The organism is Pseudomonas sp. NFPP04 (assembly GCF_900113815.1).
Classification (GTDB): Bacteria; Pseudomonadota; Gammaproteobacteria; order Pseudomonadales; family Pseudomonadaceae; genus Aquipseudomonas; species Aquipseudomonas extremorientalis.
This window is the reverse complement of sequence record NZ_FOQS01000003.1, coordinates 433,798-459,456: the sequence shown is the minus strand read 5'-3', so window position 1 is coordinate 459,456 and position 25,659 is coordinate 433,798. Positions and strand designations below refer to the sequence as shown.

General features: G+C 61.9%; 22 protein-coding genes. 15 read left to right on the top strand and 7 right to left on the bottom strand.

All coding sequences use genetic code 11. From position 1 onward, the window contains the following. The first annotated feature begins 7 nt into the window (after positions 1-7). Entirely contained in the window at positions 8-634 is a 627-nt protein-coding gene (locus BM017_RS09400; RefSeq protein ID WP_092243163.1) for a LysE family translocator, read from the top strand. On the opposite strand, the gene BM017_RS09395 is transcribed toward BM017_RS09400, so the two are convergent. Further along, entirely contained in the window at positions 624-5,831 is a 5,208-nt protein-coding gene (locus BM017_RS09395; protein ID WP_139216847.1) for a dermonecrotic toxin domain-containing protein, read from the bottom strand. The two genes, BM017_RS09400 and BM017_RS09395, sit on opposite strands and share 11 nt — an antisense overlap. 165 nt (positions 5,832-5,996) lie before the next feature. Continuing rightward, positions 5,997-6,350, bottom strand: coding sequence for a hydroxyisourate hydrolase (uraH, locus tag BM017_RS09390; protein ID WP_071490780.1), 354 nt, complete (start codon positions 6,348-6,350; stop codon positions 5,997-5,999). 345 nt (positions 6,351-6,695) lie between these two features. On the opposite strand from uraH, the gene puuE reads away from it, so the two are divergent. The 7 genes from puuE to BM017_RS09355 all read left to right on the top strand — a co-directional run bounded on the left by puuE (position 6,696) and on the right by BM017_RS09355 (position 13,836). Continuing rightward, the gene (puuE, locus tag BM017_RS09385) at positions 6,696-7,622 is read left to right on the top strand and encodes an allantoinase PuuE (protein WP_092243157.1); all 927 of its coding nucleotides are present in this window, start codon (positions 6,696-6,698) and stop codon (positions 7,620-7,622) included. Beyond that, on the top strand, positions 7,619-8,134 hold the full coding sequence (uraD, locus tag BM017_RS09380) for a 2-oxo-4-hydroxy-4-carboxy-5-ureidoimidazoline decarboxylase (protein ID WP_092243154.1): 516 nt from the start codon (positions 7,619-7,621) through the stop codon (positions 8,132-8,134). Before puuE ends, uraD begins: the two co-directional genes overlap by 4 nt. A 41-nt stretch (positions 8,135-8,175) precedes the next feature. Then, complete coding sequence (alc, locus tag BM017_RS09375) at positions 8,176-9,171, top strand: allantoicase (RefSeq protein ID WP_071490783.1); 996 nt, start codon at positions 8,176-8,178, stop codon at positions 9,169-9,171. A 124-nt stretch (positions 9,172-9,295) separates the two neighbouring features. After that, positions 9,296-9,799 carry an ureidoglycolate lyase gene (locus BM017_RS09370; RefSeq protein ID WP_028617272.1) on the top strand — a complete coding sequence of 168 codons (504 nt, stop codon included), beginning with the start codon at positions 9,296-9,298 and terminating at the stop codon, positions 9,797-9,799. 51 nt (positions 9,800-9,850) lie between these two features. Further along, positions 9,851-11,134 carry a urate hydroxylase PuuD gene (locus tag BM017_RS09365; protein WP_092243151.1) on the top strand — a complete coding sequence of 428 codons (1,284 nt, stop codon included), beginning with the start codon at positions 9,851-9,853 and terminating at the stop codon, positions 11,132-11,134. A 132-nt stretch (positions 11,135-11,266) separates the two neighbouring features. Beyond that, the gene (locus tag BM017_RS09360) at positions 11,267-12,613 is read left to right on the top strand and encodes a nucleobase:cation symporter-2 family protein (protein WP_071490786.1); all 1,347 of its coding nucleotides are present in this window, start codon (positions 11,267-11,269) and stop codon (positions 12,611-12,613) included. 437 nt (positions 12,614-13,050) lie between these two features. Further along, entirely contained in the window at positions 13,051-13,836 is a 786-nt protein-coding gene (locus BM017_RS09355; RefSeq protein ID WP_028617274.1) for an outer membrane protein OmpK, read from the top strand. 3 nt (positions 13,837-13,839) lie between these two features. Here BM017_RS09355 and BM017_RS09350 read toward each other — a convergent pair whose 3' ends face one another. Beyond that, positions 13,840-14,964 (bottom strand): patatin-like phospholipase family protein, encoded by a 1,125-nt coding sequence (locus BM017_RS09350; RefSeq protein ID WP_092243148.1) that lies wholly within the window; start codon positions 14,962-14,964, stop codon positions 13,840-13,842. Positions 14,965-14,994: 30 nt separating this feature from the next. Beyond that, positions 14,995-15,930 (bottom strand): lipid A biosynthesis lauroyl acyltransferase, encoded by a 936-nt coding sequence (locus BM017_RS09345; protein ID WP_071490788.1) that lies wholly within the window; start codon positions 15,928-15,930, stop codon positions 14,995-14,997. 119 nt (positions 15,931-16,049) lie between these two features. On the opposite strand from BM017_RS09345, the gene minC reads away from it, so the two are divergent. From minC to BM017_RS09315, 7 genes are all read left to right on the top strand, one after another. Beyond that, positions 16,050-16,787 (top strand): septum site-determining protein MinC, encoded by a 738-nt coding sequence (gene minC, locus BM017_RS09340; RefSeq protein WP_071490789.1) that lies wholly within the window; start codon positions 16,050-16,052, stop codon positions 16,785-16,787. 166 nt (positions 16,788-16,953) lie between these two features. Beyond that, the gene (gene minD / locus BM017_RS09335) at positions 16,954-17,766 is read left to right on the top strand and encodes a septum site-determining protein MinD (protein ID WP_071490790.1); all 813 of its coding nucleotides are present in this window, start codon (positions 16,954-16,956) and stop codon (positions 17,764-17,766) included. Positions 17,767-17,769: 3 nt separating this feature from the next. Continuing rightward, positions 17,770-18,024, top strand: coding sequence for a cell division topological specificity factor MinE (gene minE, locus BM017_RS09330; RefSeq protein WP_010208824.1), 255 nt, complete (start codon positions 17,770-17,772; stop codon positions 18,022-18,024). Positions 18,025-18,120: 96 nt separating this feature from the next. After that, a complete protein-coding gene (locus tag BM017_RS09325) occupies positions 18,121-18,756 on the top strand; it encodes an RluA family pseudouridine synthase (protein ID WP_092243145.1) in 636 nt (211 codons plus the stop codon). Between the two features lie 161 nt (positions 18,757-18,917). Continuing rightward, complete coding sequence (locus BM017_RS09320; protein WP_092243143.1) at positions 18,918-20,207, top strand: M18 family aminopeptidase; 1,290 nt, start codon at positions 18,918-18,920, stop codon at positions 20,205-20,207. 127 nt (positions 20,208-20,334) lie between these two features. After that, complete coding sequence (locus BM017_RS29075) at positions 20,335-20,511, top strand: hypothetical protein (RefSeq protein ID WP_163034621.1); 177 nt, start codon at positions 20,335-20,337, stop codon at positions 20,509-20,511. A gap of 52 nt (positions 20,512-20,563) precedes the next feature. Beyond that, positions 20,564-22,732: a mechanosensitive ion channel family protein gene (locus BM017_RS09315; RefSeq protein ID WP_092243141.1), complete on the top strand. Its 2,169-nt coding sequence runs from the start codon at positions 20,564-20,566 to the stop codon at positions 22,730-22,732. A gap of 124 nt (positions 22,733-22,856) precedes the next feature. On the opposite strand, the gene BM017_RS09310 is transcribed toward BM017_RS09315, so the two are convergent. The 3 genes from BM017_RS09310 to BM017_RS09300 form a co-directional block, all read right to left on the bottom strand. Then, complete coding sequence (locus tag BM017_RS09310; protein ID WP_058424653.1) at positions 22,857-23,078, bottom strand: MbtH family protein; 222 nt, start codon at positions 23,076-23,078, stop codon at positions 22,857-22,859. A gap of 82 nt (positions 23,079-23,160) precedes the next feature. Continuing rightward, positions 23,161-24,555, bottom strand: coding sequence for an aspartate aminotransferase family protein (locus tag BM017_RS09305; protein ID WP_092243138.1), 1,395 nt, complete (start codon positions 24,553-24,555; stop codon positions 23,161-23,163). A 264-nt stretch (positions 24,556-24,819) separates the two neighbouring features. Next, positions 24,820-25,587, bottom strand: a complete 768-nt coding sequence (locus BM017_RS09300) for an N-acetylmuramoyl-L-alanine amidase (RefSeq protein WP_092243135.1) — start codon at positions 25,585-25,587, stop codon at positions 24,820-24,822. Positions 25,588-25,659 lie beyond the last annotated feature (72 nt).

Below are 25,659 nucleotides of genomic sequence, written 5' to 3'. Positions count from 1 at the left end.
GCAAGGCATGAGTCTGGAAACCTGGTTGTTGTTCAGTGGCGCGGCATTGGTGGTGATCCTGATCCCCGGGCCGCTGTCGTTGTTGATGATCAGCAACAGCCTCAACTATGGCTTGCGCCGCTCCTACCCTGCATTCCTCGGCGGCGTGACGGCCTCGATCTGTCTGCTCAGTGCTTCGGCGCTGGGCCTGGGTGCCCTGCTGCTGGCCTCGGAACAACTGTTCAGCGCGCTGAAGATCGTCGGCGCGCTGTACCTGTTTTATCTCGCCTGGCAGAGCTGGCAGCAGTCGCGTCAACCCAGCCAGGGAGCCGAGGTCCCGCAGGCCGCGCCGACGCCACGCTTTCGCGCCCTGTTCGGGCGTGCGTTTGTGCTGGGCGCCAGCAACCCCAAGGACATCCTGTTCTTTGCCGCGTTCCTGCCGCAGTTTCTCAACAGCCAGCAGCCGTTCCTGGCGCAGTTGCTGATCATGATCGCCACCTGGACCGTGCTCGACCTGCTGTGCAAGCTGGCCTACGGCTTGAGTGCCCACGGCGCTGCGCGCTACCTGCGCAGCGGCAAGGGCCAGAGCTGGTTCAACCGGATCAGCGCCGGGCTGTTCGGCGGCGCGGGTGCACTGTCGTTGCTCAAGGGCTGACCCCGCCGAACTTGACGAAAAACACCGTCGGGTCGGATCGCGGCGCCCACTGGATACCGGCAATGATCTTGACCAGGCGGTGCTGATTGAGGGCCTGGTTGATCTCGGGAATATGCTCTGAATACGTGCGCGCCACACTGCGCCGCCTGAACCAATCGTCGGTCAGTTGAACGCTGCTGGCGGAACGCAGGTTGACGGTGCTGTCCTTCACCCAGCGGGTGAGCACGTAGTATTTGGCGGTGGATCTGGGGTGAGTGCAAAAGTAATCCACCGAATACTGACCGCCCATGCGCTTTTCAATCGCGTGGGTGACAAACCCTTGCTGCTCCAGCACCTGCGCGACCGCCGTCTGTACCAACTGAGCCCTGAGACTGGCGTTTTCCCGGGTGGTCATGCGCAAGGAGGGGTCCAGGGGCACAGGCAGGTTGTAATCCAAGCGTGTAAACCCCGGTGAGCGGCCTTCATAGCCGATATAGAAACTCAAACGCCGCCGGCTGTAGGTGGCACTCAGCAGTTTCAGCAGGTCGTCGGTGCGCCCCACGGCGCCGGGGGCAAGCCACTGGTCCAGCGTGGCGCGGAGGGTCAACAGGTGGCTGGCCGTGACCTCACGGCCGGCGTCGGCCAGTTCGATCAAGCGCTCGCTGACGTAGCGCCTGCTGAGTTCCCTCATCCGGGGGAAAACCCTGCCCACCGTGTTCTCCAGAGGTTCCAGGAACAGCACCGGCCGCGCTTTCCAGAGACCATCGGCTCCCCGCACCGCGGGGATCGGCTGTTCAATGAAACCGGCACCGAGCCAGTAGTGGATGTCGGTGACCGCTTGAGGGGCCAGCGCGCGGTTGCGGGTGAGGAAGATAATGTCCTGGAACGACGAGCGGGTTCCTTCGGGCAGCAGCCTGAACAAGCGCCCCTCCTGCCGAAGCACCTCAAAGGCGCGCTCCCCCTCTCCGCCCACCACACGGAATATCCCCTGCTCGGGCAGCAGGTCTGTCAGCGCCCAACGTGAATCGAACCCCCAGCCCTGCCCCGCCCCAGGCAGAGGGGCCGCGCGCGCCACGTGCTCCTGCAGGAGCACATGAGAGGGCGGCGACCACTCCTGGACGCGGGGAGGCGTCGCCCATGGCCGCCACATACCGGTGCTGGGCCCTGGCTGCGGCTGGGCCGGCGGAGCATCGGCGCCGAGCAGCCATTGCCCGGGTTCCTCGATGTACAGAATCAGCTCGTTTTGCACATCATCCTGTGGATGTCTGAGACGCAGCACCTGTTCATCCTGGCGTCGATAGACCGGGTATTGATGGGTATCGTCGACCACAAACTGCTCGCCACCCTTGACGTAGGTGCCCCGATTGCCCGGTCCCTGCAACTCGACGGCGGCATTGGGCGGCAGGTCTTTGCGAAAACGCTCCAACACCTTGGCCGGGAAGGTCGCCGACGGTTTGAGCGTAGACAGCCCGCCCCCGGCCATCCCTTGGCGACGATGCAGCCGGCCCAGTGCACCCAGCATCGATGTGCGTACGGCTGCACTCCCCGTTACCCGCGCGCCCTTGGGCCCGGGCATGAACGCGCTCAGCAGATCCACAAAACCCAGTAGAGTGACAAACGCCAGGTCCACGGCGTCCCCGGCCTGGCGGCTGTGATGAAAGCGCCGGGCCGCCAACAGAATTTCGTAAAGACTGACACCCAGGCCAATCACCGGCACGAACGACAGTAACCCACGCAATGTGGCGGCGTGCTGCTCACCCAAGCGCTCTTGCCGGTAGGCCGCCAACGCCTTGGCCGACACCGCTCGCCCTTGTGCACGGTGCTGGATTTCGAGGAGTCTGGCATGGGCCAGCAGGGACAGCGCATGGCTGGCGGTGGTCGCGCTGAAGTCGAGCCAGTCGTTCGGGGCGGCGCCGATCTGCTCGTTGATCTGCGCGTGGATATCCTCCACGGCCACCGCCGGCACGCGGTGCTTGACCTTGAACGTGCGAATGAATCGGGCGATTGCCTCGATCGTTTCCAGCACATAAAACCCACGTACCGGCGCATACACCAGCTTGGGACTGCCGAGAGCAAGCATGGCGCCTGCGCCGCCGACGGCGGAATAGCTGGCAATGGCCTCTGCCTCCCACCCCGGCGCGACTTGACGGGCCAGCGCCTTCACATTGGCCGGCGTCGCCCAGGCCTTGTTCAATCCGGCGACAGCCTGCGCTCGGCTGGCGTACTCGGTCATGGCCGGTCCGTCCACTGCGGCAGGCCAGTAGACCAGCCACAACCCTGAGGACTCGTCGTGGATCACCAGTATCCCGGCGATGTGACGGTCGTGTTCCAGGGTATGGCCGCGAAGACGCACGAAGTGCAGTCGCAAGCGTTGCCCGCCGAGGTTCAGGTCAGCCGCCATCGCGGCGTTCAGCACGCCCTGGGCGGCACTGCTCAAGCCTTGCCGCGCCGCCGAAAACACATGCATTCGCGCCTCTTGGCGCAGCATTCGGTGAATCAGGGCATCGGGCAACGGTGGGGACGCGGAAGCAGACGGATAGAACACCTTTTGGATCAGCGTGTCATAGCGCCCGCCAATATCCAGGGCTGACAGGGTCTTGATCAAGTAGCCCGGGTTCAAGCGTTGCCGCCACTGTGGCGCCAGGTAGCGCGCGCGGTTCAAGCGCCACTCGGTCCAGGGCGCCTGGGCATCCAGGTTGTGCAGGGCCAATTGCAACAGACTGAACGTGGTGCGTTGCGGGCTGACGACTTTCTTCACGTCCCGCTCGCCCACCCCGCACTGGCTGGTCCACCCGCAAAAGTAGGCACTGACATCATCGGGCATATCCAGCAAAGGCTGATCGATGTCCACCTCCGGGTACAACCCATCCAGCGTCAACTGAGCGATCAACCGCGTGCGCGCAAACACTTCCAGCTCCGGCAATTCACGCCAGAGCTTGGCTTCGAATGCCTGGGCACTGCTCAGATAGTGCAGTTGCAAACGTCGGTATGCATTGCGCTGATCAGCCTGCGCCTGGCCCAGCCACGCCGGCAGTTTTTTCGCCTGGGTGGCGGCGAAGCGCAGCAGATCAAGGTTGGCCATGGCGTGGGTCAATGCATCATGGGCCGACACCTGTAGGTGCTCACGCAACTCGGCAGCCAACAGCATCCGAATCAGCGCCGGGTCGTGGACTTCACTGAACGGCCGCGAGCCCTGATCCGCCTCCTGGTCGAGCCGGGCATAGTGGTGGATCAGTTCAGTGAACCCATGATGCAGCACATGTTCCTCAAGCACTTCATACGTCACCGTAACGGTCGATGTGGCTTTCAACGCCTGACGCCGATCGCGCCCCACGCAGTGCCACAGGGGCGATCCGTCACGGCTGCCGAGGCTCGCCCGCAGGCGTGCGGATAGCGTCTCCAGGCTGTCGAACTCAGCCAGCCCGCCAAAACGCCCGGCCACACACAGCAGCACGGGCTGCGTCCGACCCGGGGTGGCGTGAGCCTGTTTTGTCGTTACCACGAACGCCCCCAACGCCCCCTGGCCACCCAACAGCACCCGCAGTACGCAAGTATCGCTGCCCTTGCGGTCGCTGGCCTGGGGTTTGTTCAACACTTCAACCAGGCGCTGCAAGGGCGCCTCGCCTACCAGTTTCAAACGTTGTAGCCGTTGCGCCTCATGCAACAGCGCCTCACGCTGGGCGATCAACAGCAAGGTGGTGCGATTGCGCGTGCCGCCAGGGTGCTCCAACCAGAATGCCGGGCTCAGCAGGCGCTCATCCGGCCCTTTCAACAAGGCCTGCACCGCATCAGCCTGTGTTTGCCATTGCCCATTGAGCGTGACCAGCGCTTCATAAGCCGTACTCTCCCGACTCGGGTCCTGTAGGTCGAGCAACCTCATGAGGTGCTTTTCATAGCGCTCCACCTGCTGCTCGCGGCAGCGCAGGGCCATCCCGAAAGGCAGTTGGCCAAGGATGATTTCATCCGCACGCCGCGTTGCGTCCCAGCCCAACAAGGTCCCCAGGGAAGCGCCCAGGCGCTCCACGATCGCCAGTCGGTCCCGGCCTTTTTCGATAAACCGCAGCAAGCGCGCCGTGTCACGCCCCAGCGAAGCCGGTGCGGCTACTGCCGCGTGATTGATCGACAACGCACACGCCAGTTCGTTATCCCATTGCGCCTCAAGCACGGCGATTGCACTGTGCTGCAAGGCATCGCCGGCCAGGGCAGCACCACACGCCAACCGCGTCTCGCCGTGGCAGGCTTCGTGGCGACGGCGTAGCGGCAGGCACTGCCACAGGAAGCTGAACAACTCGCCGTTCAACAGGCTCGTCAAGCCGCATTGCACCTGTTCCCAGGTGTTGAACTCATAGAATGCGCGGGCCATCCCTGGCAGATAGATCACGTGGGGCGCCTGCTGCGCCGCGCCCTCACGGTACAGGTGCAGGGCGCCGGGAATGGTCAGCGCTGTCTGAAACGTACCGGGCCACAGCACTGTGCTGACGCGCACGCCAGCCCAATCGCCACCCGCGCGCTGGCGTGCCTCGTCGGAAGGCGCGTCCGCCACCTGCTGCACCATCGCCCAACCCGCGTCCGACAGTTCATCCAGTTGGTGAGCCAGGAAACCGGCGTCGATGAACAAGCGCTTGCGCAATTGCACCCAACGCGCCTGGCGCGTCAACCACGAGCCGTACGCCAGATGCCGCCAGTAATCACGCATCTGGTTGTCGAGCCGAGCCATCAACGCCAGGCCCTTGACCTGCTCCAGCGCCTGCAGGGCGGTAAAAGGCAGTTTGCGCGCAGGGTCGTCCTTGAGGCTCAGCGCGGTGTATTGGTTGAGGTTGATCGGCAAGGAAGGATCACTGAACAACGCCAACGCGCGCTCGGTCAGGCTGTCGACTTTCTGCGCGGGACGTGGCGGCAGCGGCTCGGTGAACAGCAGGTTGTCCGGGTCGAGACCGAAGGCTTCCTGCAACGCGAACCGAATCACCCGCAACACCCGTGGCGCCCTGCCGATCAGACGCTTGAGCGCCTTTGAGGATTCGATGCAGCGCGCGTTCACGCCGTGCCATTGGTTGATCACTCGACTGGGTTGGGCGGATGCGTTGAGACGGCGCGTCAGCAAGCGGCGGACGGCTTGATCACGGTCCTCGCGGGCTTGAACGGGACTGTCGAGATCATGGGATTCGGCGGGGATTGTGTCAGGTGCCGAAACTGCGGGGTTAAGGGGATCAGAGCTCATGACGGCGTCTTCTTGTACGAAAGAAGCCGAGCCTAGGCCTCATCCCTCTAAGGTGTGCGTCACATAATTGAACGGGCGCATGGACCAACGCCCGGCGAAAAAAAGCCCGCAGTGTGCGCGGGCGAAACCAACGAAGAGCTTTGGGGGTGTGAAGCGAGGTGACGCTCAGCTACCGCGATAGGTGGAGTAGCTGTAGGGCGAAATCAGTAGCGGGACATGGTAGTGATCCTGCTCGGCGCTGATGCCGAAACGCAGCACTACCACATCGAGGAAGGCCGGCTCCGGCAGTTGCACGCCACGGGCGCGGTAGTAGTCGCCGGCGCTGAATTGCAATTGGTACACGCCGCTGCGGTAGTCATCGCCTTGCAGCAACGGTGCGTCGCAGCGGCCGTCGCTGTTGGTCTGCGCGGTGGCGACCAGTGCCAGCTGCGCGCCTTCGACGCGGTACAGCTCAACCTTGATTGCGCTGCCGGGGCAGCCGTGCGCGGCGTCCAATACGTGTGTGGTCAAGCGTCCCATGGCATCTACGCGCCTCCTGTGGTCAATAGAAGAGTGATCCGCACTTTTTCAGGGCATCGAAAAAGCCGGCGATGATCGATTAAGACACTTTTTAAAAAAATTGTACACAATAAAATTCACAAACTCTTAGATCCGCCTGCTGCCATTGCTCAACAGCGCAATCTGCGCGTTATCCTTGCTTTTAAACGACCTTTTGTCCATTAGCTGACCAACCAGGCAAGTTTCTTGCTACACCAATAGTTCAGGGCTCCGCCGAAAAAATGCAGAAATGTAGGCTTACAAAGTGCGCGATAAGTTGTATACAATCACTCATCGCTACTACGACGAACAAGAAGGAAGACTGCAGTGAGCGCTGACTACCCACGCGACCTGATCGGTTACGGCAGTAACCCTCCTCACCCCCACTGGCCGGGCAAGGCGCGCATTGCGCTGTCTTTCGTACTCAATTACGAAGAAGGCGGCGAGCGCAATATCTTGCACGGCGACAAAGAATCCGAAGCCTTTCTCTCCGAAATGGTCTCGGCCCAGCCCCTGCAAGGCGAGCGCAACATGAGCATGGAGTCGCTGTACGAATACGGCAGCCGTGCCGGCGTATGGCGCATCCTCAAGCTGTTTAAAGAATTCGATATCCCGCTGACCATCTTCGCCGTGGCCATGGCCGCGCAGCGCCATCCGGATGTGATCCGCGCCATGGTCGACGCCGGCCATGAGATCTGCAGCCACGGCTACCGCTGGATCGACTACCAATACATGGACGAGGCCCAGGAGCGCGAGCACATGCTCGAAGCCATCCGCATCCTCACCGAACTCACCGGCGAACGCCCACTGGGCTGGTACACCGGGCGCACCGGCCCCAATACCCGGCGGCTAGTCATGGAGGAAGGCGGCTTTCTCTACGATTGCGACACCTACGACGACGACCTGCCCTACTGGGAACCCAACACCCCGACCGGCAAGCCGCACCTGGTGATTCCCTACACCCTGGACACCAACGACATGCGCTTCACCCAGGTGCAGGGTTTCAACAAGGGCGATGATTTTTTCGAGTACCTCAAGGACGCGTTCGACGTGCTCTACGCCGAAGGGGCCGAGGCACCGAAGATGCTTTCCATCGGCCTGCACTGCCGCCTGATCGGCCGCCCGGCGCGCCTGGCGTCGTTGAAGCGCTTTATCGAGTACGTCAAAGGTCACGAGCAGGTGTGGTTCACCCGCCGCGTCGACATTGCCCGCCACTGGCAGCAAACCCACCCCTACACGGGAGCGGCGAAATGACTGCGTTCCACGGCCTGAAACCCTCGATCTTGAGCCGCGATGAGTTTGTCGCTGCCTTCGCCGATATCTACGAACACTCGCCATGGGTGGCCGAAAAGGCCTTCGACCTGGGCCAGGATGCTTCGATCGACCAGATCGAAACCCTGCACCAGCGCATGAGCGACATCCTGTTGAGCGCTGATCATGCCAGCCAGCTGGCGCTGATCAACGCTCACCCGGACCTGGCCGGCAAAGCCGCCGTCCAGGGCCAACTGACCCAAGCCAGCACCGATGAGCAAGCTGGCGCGGGGATTCACCAATGCACGGCCGAAGAGTTCTCGCGCTTCACCGAGCTGAACGACGCCTACAAGGCCAAGTTCAAGTTTCCCTTCATCATGGCGGTAAAAGGCAGCAACCGGCATCAGATCCTCGCCGCGTTCGAAACGCGCATCCACAATTCGGTGGACACCGAGTTCAAATGCGCGCTGGACGAGATCAACAAGATCGCGTTGTTCCGTTTACTGACCCTCTAAACGACCATCCCCAGCCACTTTATCTAAGGCAGACAAGAAGAATGAAAGCTTACGCCGTACCTTTCGAGAAATTCGTCAACCTGGCCGACGCCCGCCTGGGCACCAAGATCATCTCCGTCACCGATGACTGGTTCGCCGACGCCAATCGCCTGTTCCAGCCGACCCCGGCCGTATGGAAGGAGGGCGTTTTCGATGACAACGGCAAGTGGATGGACGGCTGGGAGTCGCGCCGCAAGCGCTTCGAAGGCTACGACAGCGCGGTGATCCGCCTGGGTGTGCCGGGCTCGATCAAAGGCGTGGACATCGACACTTCATTCTTCACCGGCAACTTCCCGCCATCGGCCTCCCTGGAAGCCTGCTTCCTGACTTCGGGCGAGCCGGATGACAACACCCAGTGGGTCGAAGTGCTGTCCGCCGTCGAGTTGCAAGGCAACAGCCACCACTATCACGAGATCCACAACGACCAGGCCTTCAGCCACCTGCGTTTCAACATCTACCCGGACGGCGGCGTGGCGCGCCTGCGCGTATACGGCGTGCCGTTTCGCGACTGGTCCTCGGTGGGCGACAACGAACAGGTCGACCTGGCGGCAGCACTCAACGGTGGCCGTGCCCTGGCCTGCTCCGATGAACACTTCGGCCGCATGAGCAACATCCTCAATCCAGGCCGTGGCATCAACATGGGCGACGGCTGGGAAACCGCGCGCCGTCGCACACCGGGCAATGACTGGGTGATCGTGGCGCTGGGTCACCCGGGCGAGATCGAGAAGATCATCGTCGACACCCTGCACTTCAAGGGCAACTACCCGGACACCTGCTCGATCCAGGGCGCGTTCGTGAAGGGCGGCACCGACAGCCAGATCGAAACCCAGTCGCTGTTCTGGCGCGAACTGCTGCCGGCGCAGAAGCTGGAAATGCACGCCGAACACACCTTTGCCGAGCAGATCAAGGCGCTGGGGCCGATTACCCACATCCGGCTGAACGTGTTCCCGGATGGTGGCGTGAGCCGCCTGCGGGTCCTCGGTAAGGTAGCGAAATAAGGGTGGACCCCATCGCGGGCAAGCCCGGCTCCCACAGGAGTATGCGGTCAAATGTGGGAGCCGGGCTTGCCCGCGATAACGGTAGACCAGACACCATCACACTCGAAAATTTAAGAAGACAGCCATGCGCACACTGATGATCGAACCCCTGACCAAAGAAGCCTTCGCCCCTTTCGGAGACGTTATCGAAACCGATGGCAGCGATCACTTCATGATCAACAATGGGTCGACCATGCGCTTCCACAAACTGGCCACGGTGGAAACCGCCAAGCCAGAGGACAACGCCATCATCAGCATCTTCCGCGCCGATGCGCAGGACATGCCGCTGACCGTGTGCATGCTGGAACGACACCCGCTGGGCAGCCAGGCTTTCATTCCGCTGCTCGGCAACCCCTTTCTGATCGTGGTCGCGCCACTTGGCGATGAACCTGTATCGGGCTTGGTCCGCGCCTTCGTCACCAACGGCAGGCAGGGCATTAATTACCATCGCGGCGTCTGGCACCACCCGGTGCTGACGATCGAAAAGCGGGATGACTTCCTGGTGGTTGATCGCAGTGGCACAGGCAATAACTGCGATGAGCATTTTTTCAAAGAGGATGAGCGGTTGATCCTCGCCCCCCACCAATAAGAGAAGGTCTGATCACCCGACAACAAGGGTGACAGGCGAGAGGTAAAGACTGTGGAAGCACATTTGATGGAATGGCTGAACCTGAGCGTGCGCTGGGTTCACATGATCACGGGCGTCGCGTGGATCGGCGCTTCTTTCTACTTCGTCTGGCTGGAAAACAACCTCAATCGCGTCAACCCCAAGAGCGGCCTGGCCGGTGACTTGTGGGCGATCCACGGTGGCGGTATCTACCACCTGGAAAAATACAAACTGGCCCCACCGACCATGCCGGACAACCTGCACTGGTTCAAATGGGAGGCCTACTTCACCTGGATGTCGGGCATTGCGCTGCTGTGCGTGGTGTTCTACTGGAACCCGACGCTGTACCTTCTGGCCCCGGGCAGCAGCCTCAGTGGCCCGGAAGGCGTGTTGCTGGGCATTGGCTCACTGTTCGCCGGCTGGTTCATCTACTCCTTCCTCTGCGACTCGGCCCTGGGCAAGCGCCCTGCCCTGCTCGGTTTCATCCTGTTCGTGCTGTTGATTGCCGCCGCGTACGGCTTCAGCAAAGTGTTCAGTGGGCGGGGTGCGTACCTGCACGTGGGTGCGGTGATCGGCACCATCATGGTGGGCAACGTGTTCCGCATCATCATGCCGGCACAACGCGCGCTGGTGGCGGCGATCGCGGAAAAACGCACGCCGGACCCGGCGCTGCCCGCCAAAGGTCTGCTGCGTTCGCGTCACAACAACTACTTCACCTTGCCGGTGCTGTTCATCATGATCAGCAACCACTTTCCGAGCACCTACGGCAGCCAATACAACTGGCTGATCCTGGCGGGCATCGCGGTGGCGGCGGTGTTGGTGCGCCACTACTTCAACACCCGGCATAACAGCCAGAAGTACGCGTGGACGTTGCCGGTGGGTGCACTGGCAATGATCTGCCTCGCCTACGTGACCGGCCCCAAGCCGCTGGCCGAAGTGGCCAAGGCCCCGGCGGCCATCGAGTACCAGCCGTTGCCGGAAACCGCACTGGGCGGTGGCTTGAAACCGGCAGCGCCTGCCGCCCCCGCCGCTGAACCTGCGCCGGCCCAGGCGACGATTGATTTCGACAAGGTCCACGGGGTGATCCAGGAGCGCTGCGCCGTGTGTCACTCGGCCAAGCCCACCAGTCCGTTGTTCAGTACGGCTCCAGCGGGTGTGATGTTCGACACCCCGGCGCAGATCCAGCAGCAGGCCGCACGTATCCAGGCGCAGGCCGTGGCGAGCCAGATCATGCCGTTGGGCAACATCACCCAGATGACCCAGCAGGAGCGGGATTTGATTGGCACCTGGATCAACCAGGGGGCGCGTACCAACTGACAGGCTGGCGCAGATCCAAAGGTGGGAGGGGGCAGCCCCCCTCCCACAAGGGTCTCCAGTGTTTTGAAGATCGAGTTCCACCCGGCAATTGAATGCCGAACAACACAACAATAAAAAGATCCGAGGTGTTGCATGACCGAGTTAGCCGAACCGCAGATTCCCGCCGCACCCGCCCTGGTGCGGCTGCCCCTCTTGCAACTGATTCTGGTAGGCCTGCAACACGTCTTGCTGATGTACGGCGGCGCCGTCGCCGTGCCCTTGATCATTGGCCAGGCCGCAGGCCTCGGCCGTGAAGAAATCGCCTTTCTGATCAACGCCGACCTGCTGGTCGCCGGCATCGCCACCCTGGTGCAGTCGTTCGGCATCGGCCCGGTGGGCATTCGCATGCCGGTGATGATGGGCGCCAGTTTTGCCGCCGTCGGCAGCATGGTCGCCATGGCCGGCATGCCCGGTATCGGCTTGCAGGGCATCTTCGGCGCGACCATCGCTGCCGGGTTCTTTGGCATGCTGATCGCACCGTTCATGTCCAAGGTCGTGCGTTTTTTCCCGCCGTTGGTGACCGGCACGGTGATCACCGCGATTGGCCTGTCGCTGTTTCCCGTGGCGGTGAACTGGGCCGGTGGTGGCAGTGCCGCCGCGACTTTCGGCTCACCGGTCTACCTGGCGGTTGCCGCGCTGGTATTGGCCACCATCCTGCTGATCAACCGCTTCATGCGTGGCTTCTGGGTGAACATCTCGGTGCTGATCGGCATGGGCTTGGGCTACGCGTTGTGCGGCGCCATCGGCATGGTCGACCTCAGTGGCCTGGCCCAGGCGCCGTGGGTGCAGGTGGTGACGCCGTTGCACTTCGGCATGCCCAAATTCGAGTTGGCGCCGATCCTGTCGATGTGCCTGGTGGTGGTGATCATCTTTGTCGAGTCCACCGGGATGTTCCTCGCGCTGGGCAAGATCACCGGCCAGGACGTCACGCCGAAAATGCTGCGGCGCGGCCTGCTGTGTGATGCCGGTGCGTCGTTCTTTGCCGGGTTCTTCAACACCTTCACCCACTCTTCGTTCGCGCAGAACATCGGCCTGGTGCAGATGACCGGCGTGCGCTGCCGTTCGGTGACGATGATGGCCGGCGCATTTCTGATCGTGCTCAGCCTGCTGCCAAAGGCGGCGTACCTGGTCGCGTCGATCCCGCCGGCGGTGCTGGGGGGCGCGGCGATTGCCATGTTCGGCATGGTGGCGGCGACCGGGATCAAGATCCTGCAGGAAGCCGATATCGCCGACCGGCGCAACCAATTGCTGGTGGCGGTGAGCATCGGCATGGGCCTGATCCCGGTGGTGCGCCCGGAGTTCTTCGCGCAGCTGCCGCTATGGATGAGCCCGATTACCCACAGCGGTATCGCCATGGCCACCCTCAGCGCGTTGTCGCTGAATATCCTGTTCAACATTCTCGGCGGTTCTGAACGACCAGCCGTTGCTCCTACGCATTGATTCCTTCGTTCGCACAAAAACAATAACGAAACTGGGAACATCAACATGCACACCGTTCACCCGGGGCCGGTCACAAGCCGTGCCCCATTCTCGCCCCGCGCGCGCTGTAACGGCGCACTTGAGCCCAGGCCTGGGAGCCAGTATTCTCCGCGCCCGCTCGAATCGACTCAAAAAAAAACAGCGAATGTAAAAGCTGACTGCAAGGCCAACTTATCCCGGCCTAATGTCTGCGGCCAAAGTGCGCAAATGTCCTCTGAATTCGACTGCATCTCATGCAGCCGACGGGGATTTTTTGGCTTTTTAAACACCTTGGCGCAGCTCTTGCTAAAAGCACTAAAGCTGACCGAACAGACGATTTTTGCAGCGAACCAAAAGGCGCCACACCAGAGCGCCTGCGTAGAAGAAAAACCATAAAACTTTAACTCGGGAGCAACCGAATGAAACCTATGTTCAAAGGCCTGATGCTGGCGGGATCCCTGCTGGCCGGTGGCCAAGCCGTGGCCGGTGACCTGTTGCAGTGGCAGAACAACAGCCTGACTTACTTGTGGGGCAAGAGCTTTACCGTCAACCCGCAGATTCAGCAAACCGTCACGTTCGAACATGCCGATGCGTGGAAGTACGGTGATAACTTTATCTTCGTCGACCGCATCTTTTACAACGGCAAGGAAGACGGCAACGTCGGCCCCAGTACGTATTACGGCGAAATAAGCCCACGGCTGTCATTCGGCAAGATCTTCGATAAAGACCTGTCCTTCGGCCCCATCAAGGATGTATTGCTGGCGTTCACTTACGAGTTCGGCGAAGGCGACAACGAGTCGTACCTGCTCGGGCCTGGCTTTGACTTGAACATCCCCGGTTTCGATTACTTCCAGCTGAACTTCTACCAACGCCAGACCGAAGGCAATCGCCCAGGTGACGGCGTCTGGCAGATCACGCCGGTCTGGTCCTACACCATCCCAGTGGGTAATTCCGACGTGCTGATCGACGGCTTCATGGACTGGGTGACAGACAACGACAAGAACGCCCGTGGCACCTACCACGCCAACCTGCACTTCAACCCGCAGGTCAAATATGACCTGGGCAAAGCGCTGCATTGGGGCGACAAGCAGTTGTACGTGGGCTTTGAATACGACTACTGGAAGAACAAGTACGGGATCGAAGATTCCGGCGCGTTCAAGACCAACCAGGACACGGCGAGCTTCCTGGTCAAGTATCACTTCTGACCGTCAGGCCAGGCCGAGGAATTTCGACAACTCCTCGCGCTTGGCCAACGCATCCCGTCGCCCCAGCTCGATCAATTCACTGCAATACCCCGCCTCGAACAGCAGGTAACTCAACACCCCCGCCCCGCTCGTCTTGGTCGCCCCCGGCCCGCGCAGAAACAAGCGCAACGCCGCCGGCAGTTCCTGGCGATGCCGCGCCGCGATCTCATCGATCGGCTGGCTGGGTGCGATCACCAGCACCTCCACCGCCGCCACCCCGGGTGCGACATGGCTGAACTGGTTCAAGCGTTCGAGCAATTCGATATCGCTTTCCAGGCTGTCAATGAACGTGCTGTTGAGCATGTGCCCACCGATCTGCGCCAGGGTCGGCTCCTGACCGGTGTAGCTGCGCTGTACCGCCGGCTCATTGCCCCGCGGGTTGCCGCTGACACCGACCACCAGCACGCGGCTGGCGCCCAGGTGCAAGGCCGGACTGATCGGCGCCGACTGCCGCACGGCGCCGTCGCCGAAGTATTCCTGGTCGAGTTTGACCGGGGCGAACAACAAGGGGATCGCCGAACTGGCCAGCAGGTGTTCGACCGTCAGTTGAGTCGGCAGGCCGATACGACGGTGGCGCAACCAGGCGTCGATGGTGCCGCCGCCCTGATAGAAGGTCACTGCCTGCCCGGACTCATAACCAAAAGCCGTAACCGCCACCGCATGCAAGTGTTTGTTGCGGATGGCTTCGTCGATGCCGTCCAGATGCAGCTTGTCTTTGAGCAGCGCCTTCAGCGGCGTGCTGTCGAGCAGTGCCACCGGTACTTGTGCGCCCAAGCCCAGCAGGCTGTGGATCAGGAAACGGCTTGCCTGGCGGATCACCCCCGGCCAGTCACTGCGCAGCACCAGATGGCTGCTGAAGCCCTGCCAGAAAGCGGTAAGGCGTTGGATCGCGGCGGTGAAGTCCATGGCGCCACTGGCCAGGCTCACCGCATTGATCGCACCGGCCGAGGTGCCGACGATCACCGGAAAAGGATTGGGTGCACCCGAGGGCAGCAACTCGGCAATCGCCGCCAATACCCCCACCTGATACGCCGCTCGCGCCCCGCCGCCGGAAAGAATCAAGCCTGTAACCGGTTCAGCTGGGCGCATTGCGTCACTCCATGTGGGGAAATGTCTGTCTTATCGACGGCGTTTTTCGTACAGCTTGGGTTCACCCGGTGGCCGGCTCTTGAAGCGGCGGTGGGTCCACAGGTATTGCTCGGGGCATTCACGCACGGAGGCTTCAACCCATTGGTTGATGCGCAGGCAGTCGACTTCATCGCTTTCGCCGGGGAAGTCGGTGAGCGGCGGGTGGATCACCAGGCGGTAACCGCTGCCATCGGCCAGGCGCTGTTGAGTGAACGGCACCACCAGTGCCTTGCCCAGCTTGGCGAACTTGCTGGTGGCCGGCACGGTGGCGGCCTGGATGCCGAACAACGGCACGAAGATACTTTGCTTGGCGCCATAGTCCTGGTCCGGTGCGTACCAGATGGCACGGCCGGCGCGCAGCAGCTTGAGCATGCCGCGCACGTCTTCACGCTCCACGGCCAGGGAATCGAGGTTGTGACGTTCGCGGCCACGGCGCTGGATATAGTCGAACAGCGGGTTGCCGTGCTCGCGGTACATACCATCGATGGTGTGCTTCTGCCCCAGCAACGCTGCGCCAATTTCCAGGGTGGTGAAGTGCAGGGCCATGAGGATCACGCCCTTGCCATCCAACTGCGCCTGCTTGAGGTGTTCCAGGCCTTCGACGTGGGCCAGGCGCGCCAGGCGCTGGCGCGACCACCACCAGCTCATGGCCATTTCAAAGAACGCGATGCCGGTGGAGGCAAAGTTTTCCTTGAGCAACTGTTTACGCTCTTTGGCGGATTTTTCCGGGAAGCACAGTTCCAGGTTGCGTGCGGCGATGCGGCGGCGTTCGCCGGCCACGCGGTACATGCCGGCACCCAGCAGGCGACCGATGGTCAGCAGCGCGCGGTACGGCAGTTGGGTGACCAGCCACAACAGGCCGAGTCCCAGCCATAACAGCCAGAAACGCGGGTGAAAAAATACAGCTCGAAAACGCGGGCGATCCATTACAGATTCCGGTAAAGACAAGGGCCGCGCATTCTACAACGGTTCGACCCGGCTTGCGGCCAGTGAGTGTTCTCGTTATAAGTCTCGACACTTTTCGTGACAAGCCGCTTTTGCCGACCATGAGCCAAACCGAACCGCTAGACCAAGATCCCGTGTTCCAGCTGAAAGGCAGCATGCTCGCCATCACCGTGCTGGAACTCGCCCGTAACGACCTCGACGCCCTGGACCGCCAACTTGCGGCCAAGGTCGCCCTGGCGCCGAACTTCTTCAACAACGCCCCGCTGGTGCTGGCCCTGGACAAGTTGCCCGCCGACCAGGGCAGCATCGATCTGCCCGGTCTGATGCGCGTGTGCCGCTCCCATGGCCTGCGCACCCTGGCGATTCGCGCCAGCCGTATCGAAGACATCGCGGCGGCCATCGCCATTGAACTGCCAGTACTGCCACCGTCCGGCGCGCGCGAGCGTCCACTGGAACCATTGGTCGGCGAAGAGAAGAAAAAACCGGAAAAACCACCCGAGCCTGCGATCAAGCCTACAAAGATCATCACCTCGCCCGTACGCGGCGGGCAGCAGATTTATGCCCAGGGGGGCGACCTGGTGGTGGTCTCCTCGGTCAGCCCGGGTGCGGAACTTCTCGCCGATGGCAATATCCATGTATACGGCCCGATGCGCGGACGTGCCCTCGCCGGCATCAAGGGTGATACCAAGGCCCGTATTTTTTGCCAGCAGTTGACCGCTGAGCTAGTGTCCATCGCAGGCCAGTACAAGGTTTCAGAAGATTTGCGCCGTGATCCGCTGTGGGGGGCTTCGGTGCAGGTCAACCTGTCGGGCGATGTGTTGAACATCATCCGTCTTTAACGGATACTGCCGCATTTTCCAAGCATCTCTAGACTCTGATAGCACAGCGAAACCGGCATTACTTATGTAGGAATTTTTTATTCCTACAAGGCTGTCCGCCTGCAGCGAGTTCCAAGAGATGTTTTTCAGGGACTGAAAAGTCCTTTTTCCTTAGGGGTGAAACACCTTGGCCAAGATTCTCGTGGTTACATCCGGCAAGGGTGGTGTGGGTAAGACCACCACCAGCGCCGCTATCGGTACCGGCCTCGCTCTGCGCGGCCACAAGACAGTTATCGTCGACTTCGACGTCGGTTTGCGTAACCTCGACCTGATCATGGGCTGCGAACGCCGCGTGGTGTATGACTTCGTCAACGTGGTCAACGGTGAAGCCAACCTGCAACAGGCCCTGATCAAGGACAAGCGCCTTGAAAACCTGTATGTGCTGGCCGCCAGCCAGACCCGTGACAAAGATGCGCTGACCAAAGAAGGCGTCGGCAAAGTCATCGCCGAACTGGCAGAAACCTTTGAATACGTGGTGTGCGACTCCCCCGCCGGCATCGAGACCGGTGCTCACCTGGCGATGTACTTCGCCGATGAAGCCATCGTGGTGACCAACCCGGAAGTCTCCTCGGTACGTGACTCGGACCGCATGCTCGGCCTGCTGGCCAGCAAGTCCAAGCGCGCCGAAGAAGGCCGCGATCCGATCAAGGAGCACCTGCTGCTCACCCGCTACAACCCTGAGCGTGTCAGCAACGGCGAGATGCTCGGTGTTGAAGACGTGAAGGAAATCCTCGCAGTGACCCTGCTGGGCGTGATTCCAGAATCCCAGGCGGTGCTGAAAGCCTCCAACCAGGGTGTGCCGGTGATTCTTGATGACCAGAGCGACGCCGGCCAGGCGTACAGCGATGCCGTCGATCGCTTGCTGGGCAAGACCGTGGAACACCGCTTCCTCGATGTCAAGAAGAAGGGATTCTTCGAGCGTATCTTTGGAGGCAACTAAACAATGAAATTTCTCGACTTCTTTCGCGCCAACAAAAAGCCTACGACCGCGTCGGTCGCGAAAGAGCGTCTACAGATCATCGTGGCGCACGAACGCGGCCAACGCAGCACCCCGGACTACCTGCCAGCCTTGCAGAAGGAACTGGTCGAGGTGATCCGCAAGTACGTCAATATCGGCAACGATGACGTGCATGTCGCCCTGGAAAATGACGGCAGCTGCTCGATTCTGGAACTCAATATCACCCTGCCTGATCGTTGATCGAACAGGCGGCCGCCACGGCGGCTCGATCACCTTGATCCCTTTTCGGGAACCGGGTGGGCGAGCCGCCGTTGGCGTTTGTTACGAGGCTGTTTGATGCCGCTGTCCAATATCCACATCCTGTATCAGGACGCCGCCGTCCTGGTGGTGAACAAGCCCACCCTGCTGCTCTCGGTGCCTGGCCGCGCCGACGACAACAAGGACTGCCTGATCACCCGCCTGCAGGAAAACGGCTACCCCGAAGCCCGTATCGTCCATCGCCTGGACTGGGAAACCTCGGGCATCATCCTGCTGGCGCGGGATGCCGACACGCACCGTGAGCTGTCCCGCCAGTTTCATGACCGAGAAACCGAAAAGGCCTACACCGCCCTGGCCTGGGGCCAGCCGGAACTGGACAGTGGCAGCATCGATTTGCCGCTGCGCTACGACCCACCGACCAAGCCGCGGCATGTGGTCGACCACGAGTTCGGCAAGCACGCGCTGACGTTCTGGAAGGTGCTGGAGCGCTGCGGGGACTGGTGCCGTGTCGAGCTGACACCGATCACCGGGCGCTCGCACCAGCTGCGTGTGCACATGCTCGCCATCGGCCACCCGCTGCTGGGTGACGGCCTGTATGCCCATGAGCAAGCCCTGGCCGCCTGGCCACGCCTGTGCCTGCATGCGAGCATGTTGAGCTTCACTCACCCGCAAAGTGGCGAGCGGTTGCGCTTCGAGTGCCCCGCACCGTTTTAAAGCTGTCAACGCAGATTCCACTGGCCTGCGATGGCGGAGTGTCAATCACTGTATGGGTTGGCTGACCCACTGCCATCGGGGGCAAGCCCCCTCCCACATTTGTGCTGTGCACTTCTTGCCATCGAACGGTAAACTCCGCGCATTGCTGTCTGGAGCTATTTATGCGCGAAGCGTTGAATCAAGGCCTGATCGACTTCCTCAAGGCCTCCCCTACTCCTTTTCATGCCACTGCCGCCCTGGCCCAGCGCCTGGAAGCGGCCGGCTACCAGCGTCTCGACGAACGCGAAACCTGGGCCACTGAGCCCAACGGGCGCTACTACGTCACCCGTAACGATTCCTCGATCATCGCCTTCAAGCTCGGCCGTCATTCGCCGCTGCAGGGCGGTATCCGCCTGGTCGGCGCCCACACCGACAGCCCGTGCCTGCGGGTCAAGCCCCAGCCCGAGCTGCAACGCCAGGGTTTCTGGCAACTGGGCGTGGAAGTCTATGGCGGCGCGCTGCTGGCGCCGTGGTTCGACCGCGACCTGTCCCTGGCCGGCCGTGTGACCTTCCGCCGCGACGGCAAGGTCGAAAGCCAGTTGATCGACTTCAAGCTGCCGATTGCCATCATCCCCAACCTGGCCATTCACCTGAACCGTGAAGCCAACCAGGGTTGGGCGATCAATGCCCAGACCGAGCTGCCGCCCATCCTCGCGCAATTTGCCGGTGACGAGCGCGTGGACTTCCGCGCCGTGCTCACCGATCAACTGGCACGCGAACATGGACTCAACGCCGACGTGGTACTCGACTACGAGTTGAGCTTCTACGACACCCAAGGCGCTGCGGTCATCGGCCTGAATGGTGACTTCATCGCCGGCGCACGCCTGGACAACCTGCTGTCGTGCTACGCCGGCCTGCAAGCCCTGCTCACCAGCGACAGCGAAGAAACCTGCGTGCTGGTGTGCAACGACCACGAAGAAGTCGGCTCCTGCTCGGCGTGCGGCGCCGATGGCCCGATGCTGGAGCAGACCCTGCGTCGCCTGCTGCCGGAAGGTGATGAATTCGTACGCACCATTCAGAAATCCCTGTTGGTCTCAGCCGATAACGCCCATGGCGTGCACCCGAACTATGCCGACAAGCACGACGCCAACCACGGCCCCAAGCTCAACGCCGGCCCGGTGATCAAGGTCAACAGCAACCAGCGCTACGCCACCAACAGCGAAACTGCCGGGTTCTTCCGCCACCTGTGCATGGCCCAGGAAGTACCGGTGCAGAGCTTCGTGGTGCGCAGCGACATGGGCTGCGGCTCAACCATCGGCCCGATCACCGCCAGCCACCTGGGCGTGCGCACCGTGGACATCGGCCTGCCGACGTTCGCCATGCACTCGATCCGCGAACTGTGCGGCAGCCATGACCTGGCGCACCTGGTCAAGGTGTTGGGGGCGTTCTACGCGAGCCACGATCTGCCCTGATCTGAATGTGGGAGGGGGCTTGCCCTCTCCCACATTGGTGTTGTGTACCCCTGATCTATATCACCTGCACTTCTCATAATCCGACCTAGACTTGTCAGTATTCCCACTCCGACAAGGCCGTCGCACCATGATCTCCATGTCTTCCTTCCACGCCATGCTTATCCCTATCCTGATCGGCATGATCATGTTGGCCGTGGGTTTCAACTTTCGCGACAAGCCCCTTGGCGTGTTCGGCATGTGGCTCGGCATGCTGCTGATCCTGGGCACCGTGGTGTACAAGATCCTCGCCAAACTGGCCGAATGACGCTTGCACTCGTACACTCGCTCAACCCGTCGTTTCCAAGGTTGACCGCCTCGTGCTTTCCCGTCTGTTTGCCCTGCCCTGCTATTGCTTGATCGCCCTGCTCACCTTGCTGCCGCTCACGCCTGCCCATGCCGTGGGTTTGCCCGGCCTGCTCGGCACCACCAACAAGACCCAACCCCAGGCCGAAGTGCCGCTGGGGCAGTCGCTGGACGAGGTGATCAAGACCCTGGAAAACGACCAGCAGCGCACTCAGTTGCTGAGCGACCTGAAAAAGCTGCGTGCCGCCACGCAAAAGGCCCAGCCGGCCACCGAGGAAGGCGTGCTGGGCTTGATCGGCGGCACCCTGGCCAATCTCGAGGCACAGTTTTCGGGCGCCGACAGCCCGCTGGGGCGCTGGTCCAACGAGGTCGACCTGGCCAAGGAAGAACTCGGCGCGCTGATGCTGCCGGCCAACGAATGGCTACCGATCATTTTCGGTTTTGCCCTGATCCTCGCGGTGTGGAGCCTGCTGGCCTACGCGCTGATCTGGCTCAGCCATCGGGTGCGCGAACGTTTCGGCCTGCCTGAAGAATTGCCGCAACATCCACGCACCTGGGACATGGTGCGCTTCGCCCTGCGCAAGCTCGGCCCGTGGATGATCGCCCTGGTGATCACGGTGTACCTGAGCTACGCCCTGCCCTCGTCCCTGGGCAAGTCACTGGCGATGGTGCTGGCCTACGCACTGGTGGTGGGCACCTGTTTCTCGGCGATCTGCGTGATCGCTTTTTCGGTACTCGACGGCCCGCACCGTCATCGCGCGCTGTATATCCTGCGCCACCAGGCGTTCCGCCCGCTGTGGTGGATCGGCAGTTTTGCCGCCTTTGGCGAGGCCTTGAGCGACCCGCGACTGGTCCAGGCCCTGGGCCAGCACCTGTCCCACACCGCCGCGACAGTCGCCAATGTGATGGCGGCGCTGTCGACCGGTGTATTCATCCTGCGTTTCCGCCGGCCCATCGCCCACCTGATCCGCAACCAGCCGCTGTCGCGCCGCCTGACGCGCCGCGCCCTCAGCGACACCATCGAAATCATCGGGTCCTTCTGGTACATCCCGGCCTTGCTGCTGGTGGGTATCTCGCTGTTCGCCACCTTCGTCTCGGCCGGCGATACCAGCACCGCCTTGCGCCAGTCCCTGCTGTGTACGGTGCTGCTGGTGCTGTGCATGGTGATCAACGGATTGGTCAGACGCCACGCGCTCAAGCCGCAACGCGGTCACAAGCGCCACGCGCTGTATTCCGAACGCCTGAAAAGCTTCGTCTACACCCTGGCCCACCTGATCGTGTGGCTGGTGTTTATCGAGTTGGGCCTGCGGGTGTGGGGCCTGTCGCTGATCCGCTTTACCGAAGGCGATGGCCATGAAGTCAGCGTCAAGCTGTTCGGCCTGGCCGGGACCTTGTTGTTCGCCTGGCTGATCTGGATCCTCAGCGACACGGCGATCCATCATGCCCTCACCCGCTCGCGCAAGGGCCTGGCCAATGCCCGTGCGCAGACCATGATGCCGTTGATCCGCAACGTGCTGTTCGTGACCATCTTTATCATTGCTGCCATTGTCGCCCTGGCGAACATGGGCATGAACGTCACGCCGCTGCTGGCCGGTGCCGGTGTGATCGGCCTGGCCATCGGTTTTGGCGCGCAGTCGCTGGTGGCGGACTTGATCACCGGCCTGTTCATCATCATCGAAGACTCCCTGGCCATCGACGACTACGTGGATGTGGGCGGCCACCTGGGCACGGTGGAGGGCCTGACCATCCGGACCGTGCGCCTGCGGGACATCGATGGCATTGTGCACACCATCCCGTTCAGCGAGATCAAGAGCATCAAAAACTACTCGCGGGAGTTCGGCTACGCGATCTTCCGGGTGGCGATCCCGTACAACATGGAAATCGACGACGCCATCAAGCTGATGCGCGACGTCGGCCATAAAATGCGCAACGACCCGCTGCAACGCCGCAATATCTGGTCGCCCCTGGAGATTCAGGGGGTGGAGAGTTTCGAGTCGGGCAGCGCGATCCTGCGGGCGCGGTTCAAGACGGCGCCGATCAAACAGTGGGAAGTGTCGCGGGCGTTCAACCTGTCGCTGAAACGGCATCTGGATGAGGCGGGGCTGGATCTGGCGACACCGCGCTTGAGCGTGCAGGTGGTGACGGCGGCTTCGGGCGGATTAGACAAAGAAAAAAACACCTGAAAGCAACACAGCTCAAAATGTGGCAGGGGGCTTGCCCCCGATGGCGGTGTATCAGTCACTCATTAGTCGACTGACACTCCCTCATCGGGGGCAAGCCCCCTCCCACATTTTTGATCTGTGGCGTTTACGCGATCGCAGCGCTGTCCATCTTCTGACGCAGGCTCAACGGGCGCATGTCGGTCCAGACCTCCTCGATATAGGCCAGGCACTCTTTCTTCAGGCCGCTCTTGCCCACGGTGCGCCAGCCTTCCGGTACGGCCTTGTAGTCGGGCCAGATGGAATACTGTTCTTCATGGTTGACCACTACCTGAAACAGGATGTCGTCGCGGTCAAATACTGAGGTCATTGCTGTTCTCCATCGCTATAAGGCTGGCTGCGCACCGTGCGCAGTACCGATATCTGTAGAAACGTACCAGGCTGGCAAAAAATTAGAGGCTGGCGACCGCCGCCGCCAACGCGCGTCCGAAGATGTCCGCCACCCGGTCCACTTCGCTGGCGGTAATCACCAGCGGCGGCAGGAAACGCACCACGCTGCCATGCCGACCGCCCAGTTCGAGGATCAGCCCGCGCTTGAGGCATTCACGCTGCACCAGCGGCGCCAATTGGCGATGCACGGGCGGATGGCCTTGAATGTCCGGCGTGCCAGTCGGGTCGACCAGCTCCACGCCGAGCATCAGCCCGCGACCACGAATATCACCCAGGTGCGGGAAGTCGCGCTGCAGGATGCGCAGGTGTTCACCGAGGCGCTCGCCCATGGCCGCCGCATGGCCGGCCAGATCATGGTCCTTGAGGTAGCGCATCACCGCCGACCCCGCCGCCATGGCCATCTGGTTGCCACGGAAGGTCCCGGCATGGGCGCCCGGCAGCCAGGTGTCGAGCCAGTCGCGGTACACCACCACCGCCAGCGGCAGGCTGCCGCCGATGGCCTTGGACATCACCACCACATCCGGGATGATCCCGGCGTGCTCGAAGGCAAACATCTTGCCGGTACGGCCGAAACCACTCTGGATCTCATCGACGATCAACGCCACGCCCGCCTGCTCGGTGATACGGCGCAGGCCGCGCAGCCAGTCCAGGTCAGCCGGAATCACACCGCCCTCGCCCTGCACCACTTCGACAATCACCGCCGCCGGCAGTAATACACCGGCCTCCGGATCATTCAGCAGGTTTTCCAGGTAGTGCAGGTTGACCCGCACGCCTTCCGCGCCGCCCAAGCCGAACGGGCAACGATAGTCGTAGGGGTATGGCAGAAATTGCACGCCACTGCCGAGCAAGGCACCCAGGGGTTTCTTCGGTCCCAGGCTCCCCATCAGGCTCAAGGCGCCCTGGCTCATGCCGTGATAACCGCCCTGGAATGACAATACGGTGCTGCGCCCGGTGGCGGTGCGTACCAATTTCAATGCGGCTTCCACCGCATCGGTGCCGGTGGGGCCGCAGAACTGGATTTTCGCTTCCCGCGCCAGCGCCGGCGGCAACAAACCGAACAGGTCCTGCACGAACTGGTCCTTGACCGGGGTGGTCAGGTCCAGCGTGTGCAGGGGCAATTCATCAGCCAGCACCTGTTGAATAGCCTCGATCACGACCGGGTGGTTATGCCCCAGCGCGAGGGTGCCGGCGCCGGCCAGGCAGTCGATGAAGCTGCGCCCTTCGACGTCTTCCACGTAAATCCCCTTGGCACGCTTGAGTGCCAGGGGAATGCGCCGCGGGTAGCTGCGGGCATTGGATTCCTGTTGGCGTTGACGGGCCAGCAGCGGGGTTTCGTCGAACTGGTAAAGCGTTTCATGCACCTGGGCGTCTTCGATACGGCTGGTAGCGACTGACATTTCTCGATCCCTCAATACGCTGATGATGGTGACCAAACTGCCGATCCGCTGGCGTCTGGCCCCAAGGGGCATGCGCACGGATTTCCTGTTCTGGAAACGCACCAGCGTCGAGGGGATTTAGGGCCTTTGATCACTCGCCAGTGAATACAAAACCAAATGTGGGAGGGGGCTTGCTCCCGATAGCAGTGGATCAGTCACTGGTGTCGGGACTGACAGAGCGCAATCGGGGGCAAGCCCCCTCCCACATTGGAATTGCGTTCGGCGTCAAAGACCACGGTACTTTTCATTCAACGCATACAAAATCGCGCAGGTCTCCGCATCCAGGAACCCGCAGTAATCCCGCGCCCGAAAGTGCATCTGAAACGCCCGCGTCCTCTGTTCAAACCCTTGCCGGTTCTTCGCCGGCGCATAGCCATAGCGTTGAAACGCCCGCTCTACCTCGACCTCCGGCGGCAGGCCCAGGCAAAACCGGCGCTGATACATCGCCCGTGTCGCCTCATCAAACCAGGCCCCCACCCCTGCTTCATGCAGACACCGCCACGGCAGGCGCGGCCCCGGATCACTCTTGCGACCGAACGCCACGTCCGCATGCCCGAGGATGTCGGTGGGCCCGATCTGCGGGTATCGCTCAAGAATGTCGCGAACCAGTGCAATCAACACGTCGGTCTGTTCCGGCGCATAGGCCGGAAAGCTGAACACACCGCCGTCATCCCGCGCCTGGTTGACGATCTCGATGCCAATCGAGCGGCTGTTGAGGTTGTCGCGCCCCGCCCAATGGCTCACCCCGGCGTGCCAGGCGCGCTGGTCTTCCTCCACCAACCGGAAGACACGCAGCTCTTCATAGCCCGCCGCGCGATAGTCGGGCTCATCAGGGTCGGGCAGCAAGTAGTGTGCACTCACCCCATCCTGAGTCAGGGTGCGCAGGGAGGCACCAAAAGGCGCTGCGGTGTAATGCAGGATCACCTGCCGCACGGGCTCGCCGTTGCGTTCGTTGAAGCCTCTGGCAGGGAAACTGGTATCGATGACCAACATGAGAACCGTCCTTTTTCAATACAGGCCGAGTCATTCAGCCCGTTCAAGCGCAAAAAATTACCGCCATCCTGA

Coding starts and splice junctions, on each gene's coding strand:
- BM017_RS09345 (WP_071490788.1), bottom strand. CDS start 15,930: ATGGATCGCCCGCGTTTTCGAGCTGTATTTTTTCACCCGCGTTTCTGG.
- BM017_RS09300 (WP_092243135.1), bottom strand. CDS start 25,587: ATGTTGGTCATCGATACCAGTTTCCCTGCCAGAGGCTTCAACGAACGC.
- BM017_RS09370 (WP_028617272.1), top strand. CDS start 9,296: ATGCGCACACTGATGATCGAACCCCTGACCAAAGAAGCCTTCGCCCCT.
- uraD (WP_092243154.1), top strand. CDS start 7,619: ATGACTGCGTTCCACGGCCTGAAACCCTCGATCTTGAGCCGCGATGAG.
- BM017_RS09360 (WP_071490786.1), top strand. CDS start 11,267: ATGACCGAGTTAGCCGAACCGCAGATTCCCGCCGCACCCGCCCTGGTG.
- BM017_RS09350 (WP_092243148.1), bottom strand. CDS start 14,964: ATGCGCCCAGCTGAACCGGTTACAGGCTTGATTCTTTCCGGCGGCGGG.
- minE (WP_010208824.1), top strand. CDS start 17,770: ATGAAATTTCTCGACTTCTTTCGCGCCAACAAAAAGCCTACGACCGCG.
- BM017_RS29075 (WP_163034621.1), top strand. CDS start 20,335: ATGATCTCCATGTCTTCCTTCCACGCCATGCTTATCCCTATCCTGATC.
- BM017_RS09320 (WP_092243143.1), top strand. CDS start 18,918: ATGCGCGAAGCGTTGAATCAAGGCCTGATCGACTTCCTCAAGGCCTCC.
- BM017_RS09325 (WP_092243145.1), top strand. CDS start 18,121: ATGCCGCTGTCCAATATCCACATCCTGTATCAGGACGCCGCCGTCCTG.
- BM017_RS09400 (WP_092243163.1), top strand. CDS start 8: ATGAGTCTGGAAACCTGGTTGTTGTTCAGTGGCGCGGCATTGGTGGTG.
- minC (WP_071490789.1), top strand. CDS start 16,050: ATGAGCCAAACCGAACCGCTAGACCAAGATCCCGTGTTCCAGCTGAAA.
- BM017_RS09310 (WP_058424653.1), bottom strand. CDS start 23,078: ATGACCTCAGTATTTGACCGCGACGACATCCTGTTTCAGGTAGTGGTC.
- uraH (WP_071490780.1), bottom strand. CDS start 6,350: ATGGGACGCTTGACCACACACGTATTGGACGCCGCGCACGGCTGCCCC.
- alc (WP_071490783.1), top strand. CDS start 8,176: ATGAAAGCTTACGCCGTACCTTTCGAGAAATTCGTCAACCTGGCCGAC.
- BM017_RS09355 (WP_028617274.1), top strand. CDS start 13,051: ATGAAACCTATGTTCAAAGGCCTGATGCTGGCGGGATCCCTGCTGGCC.
- BM017_RS09395 (WP_139216847.1), bottom strand. CDS start 5,831: ATGAGCTCTGATCCCCTTAACCCCGCAGTTTCGGCACCTGACACAATC.
- BM017_RS09305 (WP_092243138.1), bottom strand. CDS start 24,555: ATGTCAGTCGCTACCAGCCGTATCGAAGACGCCCAGGTGCATGAAACG.